Source organism: Parafrankia discariae (assembly GCF_000373365.1).
Classification (GTDB): domain Bacteria; phylum Actinomycetota; class Actinomycetes; order Frankiales; family Frankiaceae; genus Parafrankia; species Parafrankia discariae.
Window position 1 is genome coordinate 1 of the sequence record NZ_KB891224.1, and the last position, 18,748, is coordinate 18,748.

An 18,748-nucleotide genomic window follows, 5' to 3' on the forward strand; every position below is an offset into this window, starting at 1 on the left:
CTACTCCCCGCTCTGCTTCATCAGGTAGACGGCGGCCTGCGTGCGGCTCGCCAGGCCGAGCTTCTCCAGAATGCTCGACACGTAGTTCTTCACCGTCTTCTCCGACAACCCCAGCCGCGTGCCGATCTGCCGGTTCGTCAACCCGTCCGCGATCAACTGCAGGATCTCACGCTCCCGCTGGTTCAGCGTCGCCATCGCCGGGTCCTCGTTCGGCCCGTCCCGCAACCGCTCCAACACCCGCCGCGTCACCGACGGCGCCAGCAACGACTGCCCCGACGCCACCGTCCGGATCGCCCCCACCAGATCGTTGCCCCGGATCTCCTTCAACACGTACCCCGCCGCCCCCGCCATGATCGCCGAGAACAACGCCTCGTCATCGTCATAGGACGTCAGAATCAGGCACGCCACGTCCGGCAACGCCGAACGCACCTCCCGACACACGTCGATGCCGCTGCCATCAGGCAGCCGCCCGTCCAGCACCGCCACATGCGGATGCAACGCGGGAATCCGCCGCAACGCCTCCGCGGCCAGCCCGGCCTCACCGACGACCTCGATATCGTCATGCCGGGCGAGCGTCTGACGCAGACCATTACGCACGATCTCGTGGTCATCGAGAACGAACACCCGGATCTTCTCCATGAGCGCGACGATACGGCCTCGAAGTCGCCTCGCCAATCGGCTCTCGCCCGCCAGGACCAACGGGTGCGCCGGCGGCCCACGCGCCCAGCCGGCCATTCACGCCGCGACCGCTGGTCGGGCGACCGGCCGCCGGCCCGGGCCGTCCGTCAGCGGGCGCTGCCCACCGGCTCACCGTGGTGGTGGATCACTTCCTCTACGGCGTACTGGTGGCCATCGGCGTGTCGTCACCGCCGAGGACTCCCCACTGCCCAGACCCGCGGACGCGGCGGCGGTCGTCAACCAGCTGCCGCGCGGCGGCGGGCGTCCCGTTGGTCCCACCGGCCCCGGGACCTTTGGCACCCCGGCCGGCCTACTCGAGAACGCTGTACCCGGAGCATCCCGGGGGCAGGGTTGAGGCATGGGTGCGGCGACGGCAGCGGACACGGTTCTCTCCTCGGCGGCGTCACCGGCGCGCGTCCGGACTGGTCCTGGCGGCCCGCCGGCGTCCCAGTGCACACCGGCGGGGCCGCCGGCGCGGCTGGTCGAGACGCACACGTCCGTGCTGGTCTTCCTGGGCGACCGGGTCTACAAGACCAAGAAGCCGGCCGATCTCGGTTTCCTGGACTTCCGCACCCGGCAGGCCCGCGAGGCCGCCTGCCACGCCGAGGTGGACCTCAACCGGCGGCTGGCGCCGGACGTCTACCTCGGCGTCGCCGACGTGTTCGGCCCCGACGGGAGCGCCTGCGACCACATGGTCGTCATGCGCCGCCTGCCCGCGGGCCGGCGGCTGTCCACCCTGGTGACCGCCGGCGGCGACGTCACCGGCGAGCTGCGGGCCGTGGCCCGCCTCCTCGCGGACTTCCACTCCCGCTGCGCCACCTCCGACCAGATCGCCGACGCCGGCTCCGCCACCACGCTGCGCGGGTTGTGGGAGGAGGGCCTGCGGGGCGTCCAGCCCTATGTGGGCTCCGTCCTCGACGCCGGCACGATCGAGGCCGTCGGCCGGCTCGCCGGACGCTACCTGGACGGCCGCGAGCCCCTGCTGCGCGAGCGGCAGCGTCGCGGGCTCATCCGCGACGGGCACGGCGACCTGCTCGCCGACGACATCTACTGCCTGGACGACGGCCCCCGCGTCCTGGACTGCCTGGAGTTCGACCAGCGCCTGCGCGTCGGCGACGTCCTGGGTGATATCGCCTTCCTCGCGATGGACCTCGAGCGGCTCGGCCGTTCGGATCTCGCCGCGTACTTCCTGGACCGTTACCGCGAGTACTCCGCCGAGACCCATCCGAGGTCGCTGGAGCACCTCTACGTCGCGTACCGGGCGTTCGTGCGCTGCAAGGTCGCCTGCGCCCGGCACGAGCAGGGTGACAGATCAGCCGCCGCGCAGGCCCGGGCCCTGGCCTCGCTGGCGCTCGTGAGCCTGCGTCACGGACGGGTTCGGCTCGTGCTGGTCGGCGGGGCCCGCGGGTCGGGTCGCGGTGAGCTGGCCGCCGACCTCGCCGAGGCGGAGGGCTGGACACTGCTGCGCGCCGAGACCACCGGCGCCGGTCCGGGCCAGGCGACCAGCGGCGTGTCTGACGCCGGGTACTCTGACGCCGGATACGAGGAGCTGCTGCGGCGCGCGCGCATCGCGGCCGAGCGTGGCGAGACGGTCATCCTCGACGCGCCCTGGGCCCGGCGCGGCGAGCGGGAGCGCGCCGCCGCGATCGCCCGCGCCACCGCGGCGGATCTCGTCCAGCTCCGGTGTGCGCATCCCGACCACACCCGGCCCGGTACACGACCGGCCCCGGAACCGCGGCCGGGCACCCGGTCCGACACCGGGCACACCGACGAGCTCGCCGGCGCCGACCCGTGGCCCGAGGCGAGGACCCTGCGCCACACGACGGAGACCGACGCCATCCTGAGGGCGGCGCGACGGGCCACGGGGTGAGGCGACGATCGTGGAACCCGGGCCGCGGCGCTCCCGCCTCGCGTATCGTGCTCGCGTGGCGGCAAGATCCGAATCCCCGGCCCCGTACCGGTCGGGCCAGACACCGGCGGCCGACCCGTCCGACGGGGAGTCCCCGTGGGCGTCGCCGGGCGTACCGGCGTCCACCGAGCCGCCTCCCGGCGACGGCCTGATGTTCCCCACGGTGGCCCGGCTGGAACTCGACGACCTGCTCAGCCAGCTCGTCGAGCGCGCCCAGGACGTCCTCGCCACCCAGGGCCGGCTGCGCGGCCTGCTCCAGGCGAACCGGGTCATCGCCACCGACCTGCGGCTGCCCGTCCTGCTCCGGCACATCGTCGAGGCCGCGACGGATCTGCTCGGTGCCCGCTACGGCGCCCTGGGCGTCGTCGCCCCCGACCGCACCCTCGAGGAGTTCGTCCACGTCGGCATGACCGACGCCGACGTGGAGCGGATCGGCCACCTGCCCACCGGTCACGGCCTGCTCGGCATCCTGATCGACGACCCGCGTCCCCGCCGCGCCGACAACATCTCTCTCGACCCGGCTTCCCAGGGCTTCCCGGCCGGGCATCCACCGATGCGGACCTTCCTGGGCGTCCCGATCACGGTGCGCGGCGAGGTGTTCGGCAATCTCTACCTGACCGACAAACGGGACGGCATCCCGTTCACCGCCGAGGACGAGGAACTCGCCCAGGCTCTGGCCGCCAACGCCGGCGTGGCGATCGCGAACGCGCGGCTCTACCACGAGGCGCAGCAGCGCCACCTGTGGATGACCGCCTCCGCGGAGATCAGCCGCCAGCTGATGATCGGCGCCGACAACACGCTCGCCGCCCTCGCGCACCGCATCCAGGAGGTCGCCGACGCCCCCTTCGTCGCCCTCGCGCTGTGCGCCGGAGACCGTGGCGACCAGGGCGGGGCGCCGGCGGACCGCCGGAACGAGACAGACCACCAGAACGAGACGGACCACCAGAACGGCACGGACCGTGGGAACGACGCCGGGCACGCCCGCATCGCCATCGCCGTCACCGGGGCCGACGACACCGCCGCGCCCGACGGCCGGGTCGGCCGACTGATCCCCCTCGAGCACACCCTGACCGGCCGGGTGATCGCCGAGCAGCAGGCTCTCCGCGTCGACGACGCGGAGCTCGACGCGCTCCCCGCCGAGCGCGCGGCACGCACCGGGCCGCTCATGGTCGTCCCGCTCGTGGCCGGCGGCGACCAGTGCGGCGGGGTGCTGCTCATCGGCCGCGACCGCGGCGCCCGGGCCTTCACCGACGGCGACCTCGACATGGCCACCAGCTTCGGCGGTCACATCGCCGTCGCCCTCGAGCTCGCCCGGGCCAGGGCCGACCAGGAACACCTGCGTGTCCTCGCCGACCGCGGCCGGATCGCCCGCGACCTGCACGACCACGTCATCCAGCGCATGTTCGCCGTGGCGCTCGGCATGCAGGATCTCGCCCAGTACGAGAACCCGTCCAACGCCGACCGGCTCAACGGCTACGTCGAGGACATCGACGCGACCATCAAGGACATCCGCCGCTCCATCTTCGAACTGCGCGGGCAGGGCCCGACCAAGCGCGGCCGCCTGCGCGCCGCCCTCGACAAGATCGCGGAGGATGTGCGGCCCGCCCTCGGGTTCGCTCCCACCATCTCCCTGACCGGCCCGCTCGACACGGTCGTGGACGAGCAGCTCACCGACCATCTGCTCGCGGTCGTCCGCGAGGCCCTCACGAACACCGCCCGCCACGCCCACGCGACCGGCGTCGAGGTGCAGCTGGCCGTGGACGGGGACATGGTCACCCTCGACGCCGTCGACAACGGCGTCGGCCTGGGTGACTCCACCCGCCGCAGCGGCCTGGACAACCTGCGCGCCCGGGCCGAGAGCCTCGGCGGCACCTTCACCGCCACGGCCCGGTCCACCGGCGGCACCCACCTCCGGTGGACCGCGCCCCTCTGATTCCGCCGGCACGTTTCTTCCGTATGCGCACGACCCGTCGGACGAGCGGGCCCGCACGGACGTCCACCGAATTCCGCCCCGTCCGTGGGGCAGCGGTTCTCGGGACCATGGTCCTGAGAACCCGTGGCCCTGGACCGGGCACCGCCAATCAAAAGACGGATGTTCCGTTCCGTCCACGGTGGGACATTCGAACGAGCGGAATTCGGACTGACGGCCCCCGGCCGTCAGCAGAGACGGGCGGTAGGACATGAGCGGCGCGATTCTCGTCGGCGTGGACGGTTCGACGGGTTCGGAGGACGCGCTTCGGTGGGCGTTACGCGAGGCGCGGCTGCGCGGCCGCGCCATCATCGCCCTGCTGGCGTGGGGCGGGGACGGGCTGCAGCGCGAGGTGCACCGCCGCGCCCTGCGGGCCGACCACACCGACCTCGCGACCGCGGCGTCCACCGCGCTGGACCAGGCGGTCGACCGCGCGGGCCTGGCGGAGGCCGAGGTGAGCCGCCTCGTCGTCGACGCCTCGCCGGTGGCCGCGCTGGAGGAGAACTCGGCCGACGTCGAGATGATCGTCGTCGGGTCGCACGGTCACGGTCCGGTTCACCGCGCGCTGGCGGGGTCGGTCGCCCAGGGCGTGGTCAACCACGCGCGCGTCCCGGTCGTCGTCGTCCGGGGAGCGACCGAGGGGCCCCCGGCGCCGCGCCCGGTCATCGTCGGCGTCGACGGTTCGGGGAACTCGGTCGGCGCGCTGCGCTGGGCCGCCGAGGCCGCCGCGCTACGCCGGGCACCGCTGCGGGTCGTCCACGCGCTGGGCCACACCGACGTGCCTTACCCGGAACTGATCATCGCCGGGCAGTCGGATCTGCTCCACCGGGCCCAGGAGACGCTGGACGAGATCGTGGCGAAGGGCCTGGCCGGGGCCGGTGAGATCGTCGTCGACACGGTGGTCACGCCGGAGGCGCCCAGCGCCGTCCTGCTGCGCGAGACCGAGAACGCGCAGCTCCTCGTGGTCGGTCATCGCGGCCGGGGCGGCTTCGCCGAACTGCTGCTCGGCTCGGTCAGCCACCAGAGCATCCTGCACGCGCGCTGCCCGGTGGCCGTCGTGCCGGGCGAGGCCCGGACCACCGGCACGGGATGACCATCTCGGGCTCCGGGTAGCCCTACGGGTACGCAGGCGGGCACCATTCGTGACCGCGAGACGTCCGGTGGGACGGGGGACGCCGGCCCACCGGACGATCCCAGAGGGAACGGCTGCTGCCCCATCAGGTGGAGGCGGTGAGCATGAGCGACATTCGCAGCGCGATCACCAGGCAGCCGGTCGTCGTGGACCGGAGGACCCCGATCCGGGACGCGGCCCGAGAGATGGAGCGCCAGGGGGTGGGCGCGCTCCTCGTCGTGGAGGACGACGACAACCTGGTCGGGATCGTCACCGACCGGGACATCGTCCTGCGCGGTGTCGCGCGCGGTGTCTCCCCGGACGACCCGATCGAGGCGCTGACGACCACCGAGGTGATCACGATTCCCGGTGCCGTCGACATCGAACGCGCCTACCGGGTGTTCCGCGACCACGCCTTCCGCCGGCTCCCGGTGATGGAGGGCCGGCGGGCCGTCGGCCTGCTCTCCCTCGACGACCTGCTCATCCGCAACGAACGCCAGGTCTCCAACCTCGTCCACCCACTGGCCGACGAGGTGCTCACGCCACACCACGAGGCAGGTCCGCCGCGGTCCGCGCCCAGGGCGCCGGCCGGGTCCGCCGCGCCGGCCCCGGTCACCACGCCCGGTGTGCCCGGCGTGCCCGGCACGACCGCGCGTACCTCCGGCGGCAGCGGCGACGGCGACGGCGGTGTGGAGACGGAACCCGGCGCGGTGCCCGAGCTTCCGCCCCGGCGCAGGCAGATGCGCGCCGCCCCCGGCGACACACTGGTCGTGCACAGCGGTGCCACCCGGCAGCCTGACCGGACCGGGGAGATCTTCGAGGTCCGTTCGCCCGCGGGGGACCCGCCGTTCGCGGTGCGCTGGACCGACACCGGTCACGTCAGCTTCATCTATCCCGGGCCCGACGCGGAGGTACGTCACCACGGCGAGCCCGCCCACAGCGCCACCCACTGACAGTCCGTGACGGGCCGGGCCGGACCGCCGCCCACGCGCACGCACGTGACGGGCCAGCGGCCGACCCGTCAACGGAGCGAGTGGTCGGCCCGCCCGCGGGCCGAAGGTCCGGTCGGGCCGCCGACCTTCGCCGGTTCAGACGCCGCTGTCTCTGCCGCACGCTGAGACCAGCCCCTTCGGGCCCACCCGATCGGACGGTCGACAGCCGCAGGAGGCCATCGTGAGCGCCGGAAGCACCCGAACAATCCTTGTTGGAATCGACGGCTCCGCGGGGTCGGAGGCCGCCCTGCGCTGGGCCGTGGAGGCGGCCCGGACCGAGCACCGACCCGTCACCGCCCTGCTGGGCTGGACGGCCGACGGCCTGCCGCGGCCGGTCTACCGGGCCGCGGTCAACGCCGACCACGCGGGCCTCGCGGCGGCCGCCGCCGCGATGCTCGACCGGACGATCGAGCGGGTGCCGCTGCCCGACCCGCCGATCGAGCTGCGCAGGATCGTCGTCGACCAGGATCCGGTGGACGCGCTCGTCGCGGAGGCGAAGAACGCCTCCCTGACCGTGATCGGAGCCCGCGGCCCGGGACTGGCCCACCGCATCCTGGCCGGCTCCGTCGCCCAGCAGCTCCTGCACCACTGCTCCGGGCCGGTGGTCGTCGTCCGCGGCACCGTCACCGGCCCGCGACCCGACCGGCGGCCGATCGTGGTCGGGGTGGACGGCTCAGCGCCGTCGCAGGCCGCGGTTCGCTGGGCCGCGGTCTGGGCCGCCGAGCGCGGCGCCCCGCTGCACCTCGTGCACGGTTTCCGCAGCAACATCACCACGTTCGGCGTGCCTCTGGACGAGTTCTACCCCTCGCTGCGCACGGGCGCCGAGCAGCTCCTCGCCGACGTCGCGACCGCCGACCTCGACGACGACTCCGGTGTCGAGGTCAGCCTGCAGGCGGTCGACGACACCCCGACCCGCGCCCTGCTGAACGCCTCGGCCCACGCGCAGCTCCTGGTGGTCGGCACGCGCGGGCGCGGCGGCTTCACCGAACTGGTGCTCGGCTCCACCGCCCACCAGTGCGTGCTGCACGCCGCCTGCCCCGTGGCCGTCATCCACGGCTGAACGGCCACGCCGACCCGCCCAGCCCGTTCCGGTCACGTCCGACCACCGAAGCCGGACCACGAGCGGCGGTGTCCGGCATGACGACCGAAACAGCGAGCGACGGCTCCCCCGACGGGTTGAGCGGCCGGTAGGCCGCCCGCCGCCTCGTCGCCGGCGGTCCCGACGAACTGCCGCGGCACGGGGGCCGAAGCGGCCACGGAAGTCCCTGGACCGCCACGACCCGCGGGGAGGCCCCGGGCCGTCGGACGCCCCACCGGGCGTGCCGTTCGGGGCACCCGGGACGATGCGGCCATGCGGATCGTGAGCGAGCCCGTGCTCGTGGACCTGCTCGCCGCCCGGCTGGCGGACCGGCCGGACCGGCCGTCTCAGCCGGCCCGGCCGTCTCAGCCGGACCGGTCCGACCGGTCGCCGCTGGTCGTCGCGGCGGGGAACTTCGCCACGCCGACCGTCGCCGTGGACGCGCTCGACCGGGCGGTGCCCGCCTACCGCCTGTTCGTCCTCAACGCCCAGCACGCCGTCCCCGAACGGGCGGGCGTCAGCCCGGTGACGCCGTTCGTCGGGCCCGGGATGCGGGGACACCACGCGCTCGAGTACCTGCCCTGCCGGCTGAGCCTGGTCCCCCGGCTGTTCGCCGGCGCGCACCGCCCCGACGCCGTCATCCTGCACACCAGCCGGCCGGTCGACGGGAAGGTGTCGATGGGCACCGAGGTCAACATCCTGCCGGCCGCCGTCGAGGCCGTCCGGGCGTCCGGTGGCCTGGTCATCGCCCAGACCAACTCCCGGATGCCCTACACCTTCGGCGACGGTGAGCTCTCCTGCGACGACGTGGATCTCGCCGTCGAGGTCGACCTGCCACTGGCCAGCCCAGCCCTGAGGCCCTCCAGCGACATCCAGCACGAGATCGGCGCCCGGGTCGCCGCGCTGGTGCCCGACGGCGCGACCCTGCAGCTGGGCATCGGCGCCGTCCCCGACGCGACTCTCGCGGCGCTCACCGGGCGCCGCGGCCTGCGGGTGTGGACGGAGACGTTCTCCGACGGCGTGCTGGAACTCGACCGCGCGGGTGCCCTCGCCCCGCGGGCTGAGCTGGTCACCAGTTTCGTGTTCGGCTCCGGCGAGCTCTACGCCTGGCTCGACCGCAACCCGCGGGTCCGGCTGCTGCGCACCGAGACCGTCAACGACCCCGGGACCATCGCCCGCCAGCATCGCATGACGTCGATCAACACCGCGCTGCAGATCGACCTGCACGCCCAGGCCAACGCCTCGTTCGTGCGCGGGCGGGTCTGGTCGGGCTTCGGCGGGCAGCCCGACTTCGTCACCGGAGCGCTGCACGCCGACGGCGGACGGGCGATCATCGCCCTGCCGAGCTGGCACGCCAAGACCGGTCAGTCGACGGTCGTCCCGGCGCTGGCCGAGCCGACCACCAGTTTCCAGCACAGCCATGTCATCAGCGAGCACGGCACCGCGCAGCTGTGGGGCAGCGGGCAGGAGGGACAGGCCCGCGACCTCATCGAGCAGGTGGCGCACCCGGCGGCCCGCCCCGGCCTGTGGGAGGCCGGACGGAACTCGTTGCTGCGGAAGTCCGTCGCCCGGTAGATCACCGGCCGGGGCGCGAACGCTCGGGTGATCCGCTCGACGGAGGCGGCCATCCGCTCCACGAACTCCGCGCGCAGCAGGCCCACGCCCACGACGGGCAGCGCCGCGCCCTCGCCGGGTGAGGTGAGGACGCGGACCCGGTCGCCCGCCCGGCCCGGCGCGCCGCCGAGGCCGGTGAGCAGCACGGCGCCGGACGGCTCGGCTCTCCCGGGCCGGGGCGCCTCCGTGACCGGTGCCGTCCCGGCGGTCCCGGCCGTACCGACCGTCCCGCCGGTCGTGACGGGACGGGACTGCACCAGTTGGATCCGGTGCCCCTCGATCACCCACTCGGCCGACGTCACCAGCGCGGGCCTGTGACCTGAGGTCACCGGACTGTTGGGCCGGCCGGGCCCGGTCGTGGTCGCGTCAGGCGGGCGCGGCGATCCGCCACCCGCCTGACGCGACCAGTCCGTCACCCGCCTGACGGCGACCGGGAAGCGCTGTCCGCGGCTACGAGCGGGGCGCCTCAGCCATCGCCATCGCCACCACTGTGGTGGTCCTGTCCCCCGAGTGCGTCTCCAGGGCGAGACCGGGCAGGCCGGCGGCTTGCGCGCACTGGCCGAGCGCGCCGAGCACCTTCGCGTCCGGCAGGTCGGGCGCGTCGCCGGGCAGGTCGGGGCCGCCGGGTGCCGCTTCACCGCCCGCGCCCGATTCACCGCTGATCACCAGGCCACCACGTGCGCCCGGCGCACCGCTGATCACCAGACCGCCGCCGACACCCGGGCCGGGCATCAGGATGGGACCGTCTCCGGCGCCGGGGGCCGGGGCGCTGCCGCTGCCCGTGCCGCTGCCGTCCCCAGCATCGGGGGCCGGGCCCACGGAGAGCGGTTCGTCCGCCGGCGGAAGACCCAGCACCTGGGTGGTTCCGGGAGCGGGGACGGTGACTCCCGCCGCCAGCAGGCACTTCGTCACGGCCGCGTTCTGTTCCGTGGTCAACGGTTGGATCGGGGCCGGGCCGCCGACGGTGCCAGGAGCGGGCACGTACCGCTGGCAGGCGTCCAGCGCCGGTGACTGGTGGGCCGGGTCGATCGTCACCCGCACCGATCGCCGGCCGTCCGCCGACGTCTCGGTGTCCACCTGGGCCCCGTTCGCCACGAGGCACCGGGTGAAGGCGTCGTCCGGTGGGAGGGCGGGAGCGTCGCCCTCCGCGCCGGGCCCGGTCGGGTCGGCGGGCTGGGCGGCCATCGCCAGCGCGGTGCCGCTCGCGCCGACAGCCAGCACGATCGCCGTCCCGAGCAGAACGCGCGCGGACCATCGTCGTCTCATGTGCCACCTCCGGATCGTGGCCGCCGCGGATTCGCCGGCCATGACCAGATCTAGTGAGCGGACGATCCGGGTTCCGTAAGCGTCGCCCCTTACGCTTTCTTTATGGCCCGCCACCGATGATCGACGTGAACGGAGAGGCGGTCGCGTGCGGATCCTGGTCGTCGAGGACGAGGCGATGCTGGCCGAGGCCATCGCGGAGGGCCTGCGCCAGCGGGCCATGGCGGTGGACACCTGCGGTGACGGCGCCAGCGCCCTGGAGCTGGCCGCGCTCCACCCCTACGACGTGATCGTGCTCGACCGGGATCTGCCCGCGGTGCACGGCGACGACGTGTGCCGGGCCGTGGTGGCCGCCGGCGGCGACACCCGGGTCATCATGCTGACCGCCGCCGGGGACATCGCCGACCGGGTGCACGGGTTCGGGGTGGGGGCCGACGACTATCTGACCAAGCCGTTCGCGTTCGCCGAACTGGTCGCCCGGGTGCAGGCACTGGGTCGGCGGGCCCGGGCCGCGGTACCGCCGGTGCTGTCCCGCGCCGGCGTCGAGTTGGACGTGCCGCGGCACCAGGTGTCGCGGGACGGCCGTTTCGTCGCGCTGTCCCGTAAGGAGTTCGCCGTCCTTGAGGTTCTCATGCGGGCCGACGGGTCCGTGGTCAGCGCCGAGGAGCTCCTGGAGAAGGCTTGGGATTCCAACGTCGACCCGTTCACCAACGCCGTGCGGATGGCGGTGATGACGTTGCGTCGCAAGCTGGGGCCGCCCCCGCTGATCGAGACGGTCGCCGGGGTCGGGTACCGGATGACGGGCTGAGGAGACCCCGGCCGGAGGCGCTGTCGGTCAGGATCCGGCTCGCGCTGATGTGCGGTGGCCTGTTCCTCCTCAGTGGCGTGGCGCTGCTGGCCGTCAACTACATCCTGGTCCGCTCCGCGCTGCCGCCGGCCGCCGCGCGTTCCGTCTCGGGAACGATGACGATGCCCGGACAGCCGGGTCCCGGGCCCCCCGATGTCGCCGGGACGGGTTCGGGCCCGGAGACCGGCGTGCTGACCGTGGTCAGCGCCGTCCGCACCTATCGCGGCGATGTGCTGAACACCCTGCTGGTGCAGTCGGGGGTGGCGATCGGGGCCACCCTGATCCTGGCGCTGCTGCTGGGATGGGTGGTGGCAGACCGGATGTTGCGCCCGGTGCAGGCGGTGGTCGCGACGGCCCGCCGGCTCGGGGCGGACAACCTCGACGCGCGGATCCGGTTACCCGGGCCGCGCGACGAACTGACCGAGCTCGCCGACACGTTCGACGAGATGCTCGACCGGCTGGCGGCGTCCTTCGACAGCCAGCGCCGGTTCGTGGCCAACGCGTCGCACGAGCTGCGCACCCCGCTGGCCGCGCAGCGCACCCTCGTCGAGGTCGCGATGGGCCGGCCCGGCGCCGACCCGGCGTCGCGCGAGCTCTGCACCCGGCTGTTGACGATGAACGTGCGTATCGAGGCCCTCATCGAGGGGCTGCTGGTGTTGGCGCGCAGCGACCGTGGGCTCGCGGCCCGCCAGGCGGTGTGCCTCGACGAGGTCGTGGAGACGGTCGTCGACACGCACCGGGCCGTCGCCGTCGAGGCCGGGGTGGACCTGCGCTGGGAACGCTCCGGCCACGGCCGTGCCGCCCGGCCGCCCGAGGTCGTGTGGGGCGACCGGGTGCTGCTGGAACGGATGGTCTCCAACCTGGTCGACAACGCGATCAAGTACAACCGGCGCGGCGGGACGGTGTGGGTGCGCGACGGCGGAGACCCGGTGCTGCGGGTCGCCAACACCGGCCCTCCGGTGCGCTTGTCCCCGGCCGTCGATCTGTTCGAACCGTTCAGCCGGGCAGGACGGGGATCGCGGGGCGCCGGTCCCGGGCCCGGGACCGGCGCGACGCCCGGGGCCGGACTGGGCCTGTCGATCGTCGCCTCGATCGTCCGCGCCCACGGCGGCTCGGTCCGGGCCGTGTCCCGGCCCGAAGGCGGCCTGGAGATGGCCGTCTTCCTGCCGACCCGGGAAAGCGCCCGATCCGGACCGGCCGCGGGCCGGTTCGGGGGGCCGGTCCGGGAACGGACGTACCTCTGACGGACATGGCCGCACCCGTGCGTGCGACACCGGCCCGGGAGGGGCGCGCAAGGTAGTCCTCTGGATGCGTCAGCTCCCGGATCGCCGTCCACGGACAGGCCGGGCTGAGGCCTCGAGAGGACACGAGACGTGACGCATGCCAGCTCGGCCCACGTCCCGGGCCGGCCCGTAGGCCCTCGCCACCGCAGGAAACGGCAGGGATCGCCGTGGGGAGCATGGACGCCGCGGGGATCGCTGGTGGCGCCCGGCGCGCGGACCCTGGGACAGGCGTTCGACCCCCGGCACAACAACCTCAACGCGCTCAGGCTCGTCCTGGCGGCGACCGTCCTGGTGTCGCACTCCTGGGGGTTCGTCCGGGACGAGGACGACCCGCTCGGCCAGCTGACCGGCGGCCCCGAGGCCGGTGAGGTCGCCGTGGACGGATTCTTCCTGCTCAGTGGCTTCCTGATCACCCGCAGCCGGCAACGGGCGCGCTCGACGGGGCGTTTCCTGTGGCATCGCCTGCTGCGGATCCTGCCCGGCTTCTGGGTCTGCCTCGCCGTGAGCGCGGTGATCCTCGGACCGCTGCTGTGGCTGCTCGAACGGGACACCCTCGCCGGCTATCCCTGGACGGGCCCGGACTCGGCGCTGACCTACGTCGCCGCCAACAGCCTGCTGCGGATGCGCCAGTTCAACATCGGTGACCTCAACGGCGGCGGCGCGCTCGACGGCTCGCTGCACACCTTGTTCTTCGAGGCGCTGTGCTACCTGATGATCGGGTTCCTCGGAGCGATGGGGCTGCTGCGCCGGCGCCGGGCGGCCGTCCTCGGCCTGGCCGCCGCCTGCCTGGCTCTCGTCGCCGTGGGTGCCGTCTCCGGGACGGACCGTCTCACCGACACCTATCTGCTCCGCTTCACCTCGATGTTCCTCGTCGGCGCGGCGCTGTTCCTCTACGCCGACCGCGTCCCGCTGAACCGGCCGCTGCTCGGCGCGAGCTGCTGTCTGCTCGCGATCGCCCTCGCCGCTCCCGCCTCCTACCTGCCCCTCGCGCCGGTGCCGCTGGCCTACCTGCTGCTGTGGGTGGGCACCGGACGTCGTCTCATGCGGGTCGGGAGCCGACGGGACCTCTCCTACGGCATGTACGTCTACTCGTGGCCGCTGCAGCTTCTCCTGCTGGAGCTCGGTGTCGGCGACGACAGCGTCGCCGTCAACATCGTCGCCTCGATCGCCCTCTCGGCGGCGGTCGCGGTCGCGAGCTGGCACCTCGTGGAATCGCCCGCGCTCGCCCTCAAGTCGGCGCCGGCGCCGTCCTGGCTGGGGATGCTGCTGCCCCGGCCCACCCCACGCCCCGGGGGACGGCCTACGCGCGCGGCGGGCCCGCCGTCCCAGCCGGGCCCGGCACCGCCGGTGTGGCCAGGGGCGGAAGCGCCGGCACGGCCAGGGACGGAAACGCCGGTGCGGCCGGGGGCGGCGCTTCCGGCACGGCCGCCGGCGTCCGCCCACCGGTGTGGGTCTTCGGCGGGAACCTGCCGTTGAAGACCCGTCGGAGGAGGGGGAACCGGAGAATCACGAGATGGTGGGTGGCGAACGTGGCCGCGTAGGTGGCGACGACCAGCAGCGTCATCCGGGCCGAACCGAGACCTGGATCGAAACCGAGCAGGGTCGCGAACACGTAGATCCAGAAGAAATGCAGCAGGTAGACGGAGTACGAGGCGTCCGCCAGATAGCGCAGGGCGGGACTCGGGCGCGACCCCCACCGGCTGGCGGCGGCGAAGATCATCGCGATCACCGGGATGGCGAACATCGTTTCGGCCAGCACCCGGCCGGTGCCAATCGCCAGCGCGTTCACCCACCCGTGCCATGACGCCAGCAGGACGAGGCCCGACACCGCGAGGAGAACCGGCGCGGGCCGCTGGAACGAGGGCACGAGCCGGCCCCGGTCCAGATACAACAGGAGGCCGAGCAGGAAGAACGGCAGGAACTCCAGAGTGCGGCGGATCAGATCCGCGTGGAATCCTGATCCGGTGCCGGGACGGATGGCCTGCTCCCAGCCGATCCGGCCGGCCGCCATCGTGCCCAGCACGAGAAGCGTGATCGTCGCCATGGCGCGCAGCCGCCCCGCGGTGGCCCGCCGATAGACCCGGGTGGAGACGAGTCTGCCCAGCAGCTTCACCGCCGCGGGGGTGAGGAGCGCGTAGCCAAGAAGTACCAGCAGGAACCACAGATGCAGGTACCAGTTCAACCGGCCTTCGAACGCTGGAGCCAGGCAGGCCCGCACGAAGTCGACGAACGAGATGTCGCTGCGGTTGTGGAAGCGGGAGATCAGCCACAGCGTCGGCGGGTTGAACAGCACGAGCGTCGCCGCCAGCGGCACGCCTACCGCCGCCAGCCTGCGCCGGAGGGCCAGCCCGGACCCGTACTTCGCGGTGAGCATCGCGGAGAGAAAACCCGAGACGACGAAGAAGGTCTCCATCCGGAAGAGACCGGAGGCACGTGCTATCCCGTCGAAGACGGGATCGTCCCCGAGCGTGGCCACGTGAACGAAAACACCTATCAGCATGAGGACGCCGCGCAGCGCGTCCAGATGGTGGTAGCGAACACCTGCGGTGGGTGCTGCCGCGGTGGGTGCCGCCTCCCGCTTGCCCACGAGTCCCTGCTTTCCCGTTTCCGACCGACGGATACACGCCTTCCCGGCGCCGGACGACGTCGGGAAGAAGCGCAAGGGCTCGCGAAACACTACGCTCGGAACGTGCCACCGAATGTCGCGCCGTGCCACTTCCAGGCCGGTCTCTGGATGAGATGCGACACCATCCGAAAATGCGGGTGATCATCAGGACTTACGGGGCGCTGGCTTTCCCCGAAATCAACCCGGGAGCATGGTCTGATGGAATCATTCGAGCAAGGAGACAGGTCCCGGCGGGCCGGGACCTGAGCTACCGTCGAATCCTCGACGAAAGGGCTGGCCGCGACGGCCGGCAGCCCCTGTGCCCGGCGGGGCTACAGGGGCTCCGACCACCGTCCGCACCTGGTTTCGTGCGGCCGCTGCCACAGTACCCGTGCCGCCGACTACGGAGCGGACGGGTTCTCCTTGTGGTAGGTGTCAAATATCAGCCGGTCGTCGGCCGAGAGGTCGTCCTCGATCACGTAGGAGAACTTGAATCCGGGGTTCGAGACGTTGGTCCGGTTGTACAGCTCGTAGTCTGTGCTGGACCACGTCCCGATCGGCTGGCTGTTGGCTGGATTCTGCATCTGGAATATGTCGTCACTGACCCAGCGGTTCACGAGCAACCGGTCGTAGCTGGAGTAGAGTTTACAGGCTCCGGTGGAGTTCCGCCAGTTGAAATACATCGGCTCACCATTGAGACTCGTGATGAGAATCAGGTTTCCGCCGTCCCGGTAGATCCGCCATTCGATGGCTTTGGTCGTGTCCGGAACGTCGGCGTACAGCCAGATGTCCTGGCGGCCGACGTACTGAGCGCAGTCGGCGTTGAACAGACTGCCCCGGAAGGTCTGGCCACTCTCGTACTGCGCACGGGTCAGCCAGGCCCGCGGCAGGGTGGAGTAGAGATCGGCCAGCGCCTGATCCAGCTTTACGTCCTCCTCCCGGGGCTTGGTGGAGGAGTTCTGTAGGTCACGTACCTCGTCGAGTACCGCCTGGCGCCGCTCGGAGGAAACTGTCATTTCGATCTCCTTGTTTCACCATGCACCGGGGCCCACCGCACCACGCCCGGCACAGTTGGCGTGTTTGTCTCCGGGGGCCGTCTGGGGCTACGCGCACCGACACTCGAACAACAACAACGCGGAGCACGGAATACGCGGCGATGTGATGCCCGGAGCACTCGAATCGAAACGTCCGCCGCGTTCTCCAGCCCGCCGACGGACGAGGAACAGGTGGGCGACCGGTGAAACTCCCGACATGTCACGCCGCCCGGAATGTCGTAATCGTCGGGAGTCCCGCCGTGCGACGCGCCGGCGTCGGGGCCCGCGGACGGACTCGGCCGAGGCGGACGGGCGAGCCGCTGAGACGATCCCAGCCATGAGAAGCACCGACGGAATCAGGGCCCCCGAAGCCCTGTCTTTGACCATGGGAGGACAGGGCAGCCCCGGGCACGCCACGAACGCTGGGAAGTGCGCACGCGGCACCGCCGGTCACAGCACCGCCGGTAACGGCGTCTCGTCGCCCGAGGTGACGGTTCCGAAGGCGGCGGACCCGAAGGCGAAGCCGAGGCCGGTCGCACGGCGGCGGCCCTGGGCGCCGAAGGTCGCCGCGTTACTGACCCTGGTGACCGGTCTGATCGACGTGCTCTCCGCCGTCACCCCGGAGTGGCGTTCCCGCCTGGAGCAGCTGCGGGTGATCCTGCCCGCGCCGGCGGCCCGGCAGGCGGCGGCGTTCACCGTGGTGGTCGGCATCCTCCTGGTCCTGCTGGCGGGCGGGCTACGGCGCCGCAAGCGACGGGCCTGGCAGGCGGTCGTGGCCCTGCTGGCCGTCAGCGTCGTGCTGCACCTGGCGAAAGGGCTGGACTACGAGGAGGCGACCGCGTCGGCCGGTCTGCTGATCGTCATGGTGCTGACCCGGGACGAGTTCCGCGCCAAGGGCGACCCGCGGACACGCTGGCAGGCGCTCGGCGTCGGGGTGACACTGGCCCTGTTCTCGCTCGGCGCGGGACTCCTGCTGCTGCACGTCCGGGCGAACCGGATCGTCGGCCCGCACCCGCTGTCGGCCCAGCTCGAGCAGGTCGTCGCCGGGCTCATCGGCATCGCCGGCCCGTTGCGGTTCACCTCCGACCACTTCGAGGATCTGGCGGCGCGGATCCTGCTGGCGCTCGGCCTGCTGATCGTCGTCACCACCGCCTACCTGGCCCTGCGGCCGCCCTCACCGCGGCCGCGGCTGACCGGCGACGACGAGGAGCGGGTACGGGCCCTGCTCCAGCGGCACGGTGCGGCCGACTCCCTCGGCTACTTCGTCCTCCGCCGCGACAAGTCGGTCATCTGGTCACCCAGCGGGAAGGCCTGTGTGGCCTACCGGGTGGTCTCCGGTGTCATGCTGGCCAGCGGTGACCCGGTCGGGGACCAGGAGGCCTGGCCGGGTGCCATCGCCGAGTTCCTGCGCGAGGCCGCCGACCACGCCTGGGTCCCGGCGGTGATCGGCTGCTCGCACCGGGGCGGGACGGCCTGGACCCGGGCCGGCCTCGCCGCGCTCGAGTTCGGTGACGAGGCGGTGGTCGAGGCGGCCACGTTCTCCCTGCACGGCCGGCCGATGCGCGGCGTGCGGCAGGCGGTCGCCCGGGTCGAGCGCGCCGGCTACACCGCCACCGCGCGGCGGATGCGGGACATCCCGCCGCGGGAGGCGGCGCGACTGAAGGCGCAGGCCGCGCAGTGGCGTGGCACCGAGACCGAACGCGGCTTCTCGATGGCGCTCGGCCGGCTCGGGGATCCCGCCGACGGCGACTGCGTGGCCGTCATGGCCTTCGCCCCCGACCCGGCCGACGGCGAGCCCCGCCTGCGCGCCCTGCTGCACTTCGTCCCGTGGGGGCGCGGCGGGCTGTCCCTGAACGCGATGCTGCGGGACCGGACCGCCGACAACGGGCTGAACGAGTTCCTCATCGTCAGCGCGCTCCGCCAGGCCGCTGAGCTCGGCGTCGAGCGGCTCTCGCTGAACTTCGCGTTCTTCCGCTCCGCGCTCGAGCACGGGGAACGCCTCGGCGCCGGGCCGGTGATCCGGGCCTGGCGTGGTCTGCTGATGTTCCTGTCCCGCTGGTTCCAGATCGACAGCCTGTACCGGTTCAACGCCAAGTTCCAGCCCGGCTGGCAGCCCCGGTACGTCTGTTTCCCGAGATCGTCCGACCTGCTCCGGATCTCACTCGCCATCCTGGAGGCGGAGGCGTTTCTCGTCTGGCCCCGCTGGTGGCGTCGCGTTCCCGAGCACATCCGCCGGCCGCGGCGGCGGGTGACATCCGGGTAGACCCGGGTCCCGGGTCGGTTGCCCGGGGCCGGTGGTCTGCCGCACGCTCGGCCGGTCGACTCCCGCGGGTCCGCGCGGCGGGACGGCGCGAACCGTGGAGGT

General features: G+C 72.9%; 14 protein-coding genes and 1 pseudogene. 11 read left to right on the forward strand and 4 right to left on the reverse strand.

The annotated features are described in order from the left end of the window. On the reverse strand, positions 1-639 hold the full coding sequence (locus tag B056_RS0119635) for a response regulator (protein ID WP_018505390.1): 639 nt from the start codon (positions 637-639) through the stop codon (positions 1-3). A gap of 397 nt (positions 640-1,036) precedes the next feature. On the opposite strand from B056_RS0119635, the gene B056_RS0119640 reads away from it, so the two are divergent. The 7 genes from B056_RS0119640 to B056_RS44530 all read left to right on the forward strand — a co-directional run bounded on the left by B056_RS0119640 (position 1,037) and on the right by B056_RS44530 (position 9,669). Further along, a complete protein-coding gene (locus B056_RS0119640) occupies positions 1,037-2,548 on the forward strand; it encodes a bifunctional aminoglycoside phosphotransferase/ATP-binding protein (protein WP_018503567.1) in 1,512 nt (503 codons plus the stop codon). A gap of 190 nt (positions 2,549-2,738) precedes the next feature. After that, complete coding sequence (locus B056_RS0119645; protein ID WP_018503568.1) at positions 2,739-4,520, forward strand: sensor histidine kinase; 1,782 nt, start codon at positions 2,739-2,741, stop codon at positions 4,518-4,520. 247 nt (positions 4,521-4,767) lie between these two features. Next, on the forward strand, positions 4,768-5,649 hold the full coding sequence (locus B056_RS0119650) for a universal stress protein (protein ID WP_018503569.1): 882 nt from the start codon (positions 4,768-4,770) through the stop codon (positions 5,647-5,649). Between the two features lie 143 nt (positions 5,650-5,792). Then, positions 5,793-6,620 (forward strand): DUF1918 domain-containing protein, encoded by an 828-nt coding sequence (locus B056_RS0119655; RefSeq protein ID WP_035752125.1) that lies wholly within the window; start codon positions 5,793-5,795, stop codon positions 6,618-6,620. A gap of 220 nt (positions 6,621-6,840) precedes the next feature. After that, a complete protein-coding gene (locus B056_RS0119660; protein ID WP_035752117.1) occupies positions 6,841-7,719 on the forward strand; it encodes a universal stress protein in 879 nt (292 codons plus the stop codon). 291 nt (positions 7,720-8,010) lie between these two features. After that, positions 8,011-9,312 (forward strand): acetyl-CoA hydrolase/transferase family protein, encoded by a 1,302-nt coding sequence (locus B056_RS0119665; protein ID WP_018503572.1) that lies wholly within the window; start codon positions 8,011-8,013, stop codon positions 9,310-9,312. Between the two features lie 174 nt (positions 9,313-9,486). Beyond that, positions 9,487-9,669: a hypothetical protein gene (locus B056_RS44530; RefSeq protein ID WP_026239902.1), complete on the forward strand. Its 183-nt coding sequence runs from the start codon at positions 9,487-9,489 to the stop codon at positions 9,667-9,669. Between the two features lie 132 nt (positions 9,670-9,801). Here the strand turns inward: B056_RS44530 and B056_RS0119675 are convergent, their stop codons facing one another. Continuing rightward, positions 9,802-10,617: a hypothetical protein gene (locus tag B056_RS0119675; RefSeq protein WP_154677129.1), complete on the reverse strand. Its 816-nt coding sequence runs from the start codon at positions 10,615-10,617 to the stop codon at positions 9,802-9,804. A gap of 145 nt (positions 10,618-10,762) precedes the next feature. On the opposite strand from B056_RS0119675, the gene B056_RS0119680 reads away from it, so the two are divergent. The 3 genes and pseudogenes from B056_RS0119680 to B056_RS37215 all read left to right on the forward strand — a co-directional run. Further along, positions 10,763-11,422 (forward strand): response regulator transcription factor, encoded by a 660-nt coding sequence (locus tag B056_RS0119680; protein WP_018503574.1) that lies wholly within the window; start codon positions 10,763-10,765, stop codon positions 11,420-11,422. A gap of 47 nt (positions 11,423-11,469) precedes the next feature. Continuing rightward, positions 11,470-12,705, forward strand: coding sequence for a sensor histidine kinase (locus B056_RS37210; protein ID WP_018503575.1), 1,236 nt, complete (start codon positions 11,470-11,472; stop codon positions 12,703-12,705). A gap of 237 nt (positions 12,706-12,942) precedes the next feature. Further along, positions 12,943-13,926, forward strand: a pseudogene (locus tag B056_RS37215) (acyltransferase family protein); the annotation flags it as partial. A gap of 118 nt (positions 13,927-14,044) precedes the next feature. Here the strand turns inward: B056_RS37215 and mdoC are convergent. Together mdoC and B056_RS0119700 are read right to left on the reverse strand one after the other, a co-directional pair. Next, complete coding sequence (mdoC, locus tag B056_RS40785; RefSeq protein WP_076784731.1) at positions 14,045-15,331, reverse strand: glucans biosynthesis protein MdoC; 1,287 nt, start codon at positions 15,329-15,331, stop codon at positions 14,045-14,047. A 419-nt stretch (positions 15,332-15,750) separates the two neighbouring features. After that, a complete protein-coding gene (locus tag B056_RS0119700) occupies positions 15,751-16,365 on the reverse strand; it encodes a hypothetical protein (protein ID WP_018503578.1) in 615 nt (204 codons plus the stop codon). Between the two features lie 355 nt (positions 16,366-16,720). On the opposite strand from B056_RS0119700, the gene B056_RS37220 reads away from it, so the two are divergent. Continuing rightward, positions 16,721-18,646: a phosphatidylglycerol lysyltransferase domain-containing protein gene (locus B056_RS37220; RefSeq protein ID WP_407672397.1), complete on the forward strand. Its 1,926-nt coding sequence runs from the start codon at positions 16,721-16,723 to the stop codon at positions 18,644-18,646. Positions 18,647-18,748 lie beyond the last annotated feature (102 nt).

What these genes read in the sequence shown, in the direction of transcription:
- B056_RS0119635 (WP_018505390.1), bottom strand. Translation starts at nt 639, where the DNA reads ATGGAGAAGATCCGGGTGTTCGTTCTCGATGACCACGAGATCGTGCGT.
- B056_RS0119640 (WP_018503567.1), top strand. Translation starts at nt 1,037, where the DNA reads ATGGGTGCGGCGACGGCAGCGGACACGGTTCTCTCCTCGGCGGCGTCA.
- B056_RS0119645 (WP_018503568.1), top strand. Translation starts at nt 2,739, where the DNA reads ATGTTCCCCACGGTGGCCCGGCTGGAACTCGACGACCTGCTCAGCCAG.
- B056_RS0119650 (WP_018503569.1), top strand. Translation starts at nt 4,768, where the DNA reads ATGAGCGGCGCGATTCTCGTCGGCGTGGACGGTTCGACGGGTTCGGAG.
- B056_RS0119655 (WP_035752125.1), top strand. Translation starts at nt 5,793, where the DNA reads ATGAGCGACATTCGCAGCGCGATCACCAGGCAGCCGGTCGTCGTGGAC.
- B056_RS0119665 (WP_018503572.1), top strand. Translation starts at nt 8,011, where the DNA reads ATGCGGATCGTGAGCGAGCCCGTGCTCGTGGACCTGCTCGCCGCCCGG.
- B056_RS0119675 (WP_154677129.1), bottom strand. Translation starts at nt 10,617, where the DNA reads ATGAGACGACGATGGTCCGCGCGCGTTCTGCTCGGGACGGCGATCGTG.
- B056_RS37210 (WP_018503575.1), top strand. Translation starts at nt 11,470, where the DNA reads ATGTGCGGTGGCCTGTTCCTCCTCAGTGGCGTGGCGCTGCTGGCCGTC.
- B056_RS0119700 (WP_018503578.1), bottom strand. Translation starts at nt 16,365, where the DNA reads ATGACAGTTTCCTCCGAGCGGCGCCAGGCGGTACTCGACGAGGTACGT.
- B056_RS37220 (WP_407672397.1), top strand. Translation starts at nt 16,721, where the DNA reads ATGAGAAGCACCGACGGAATCAGGGCCCCCGAAGCCCTGTCTTTGACC.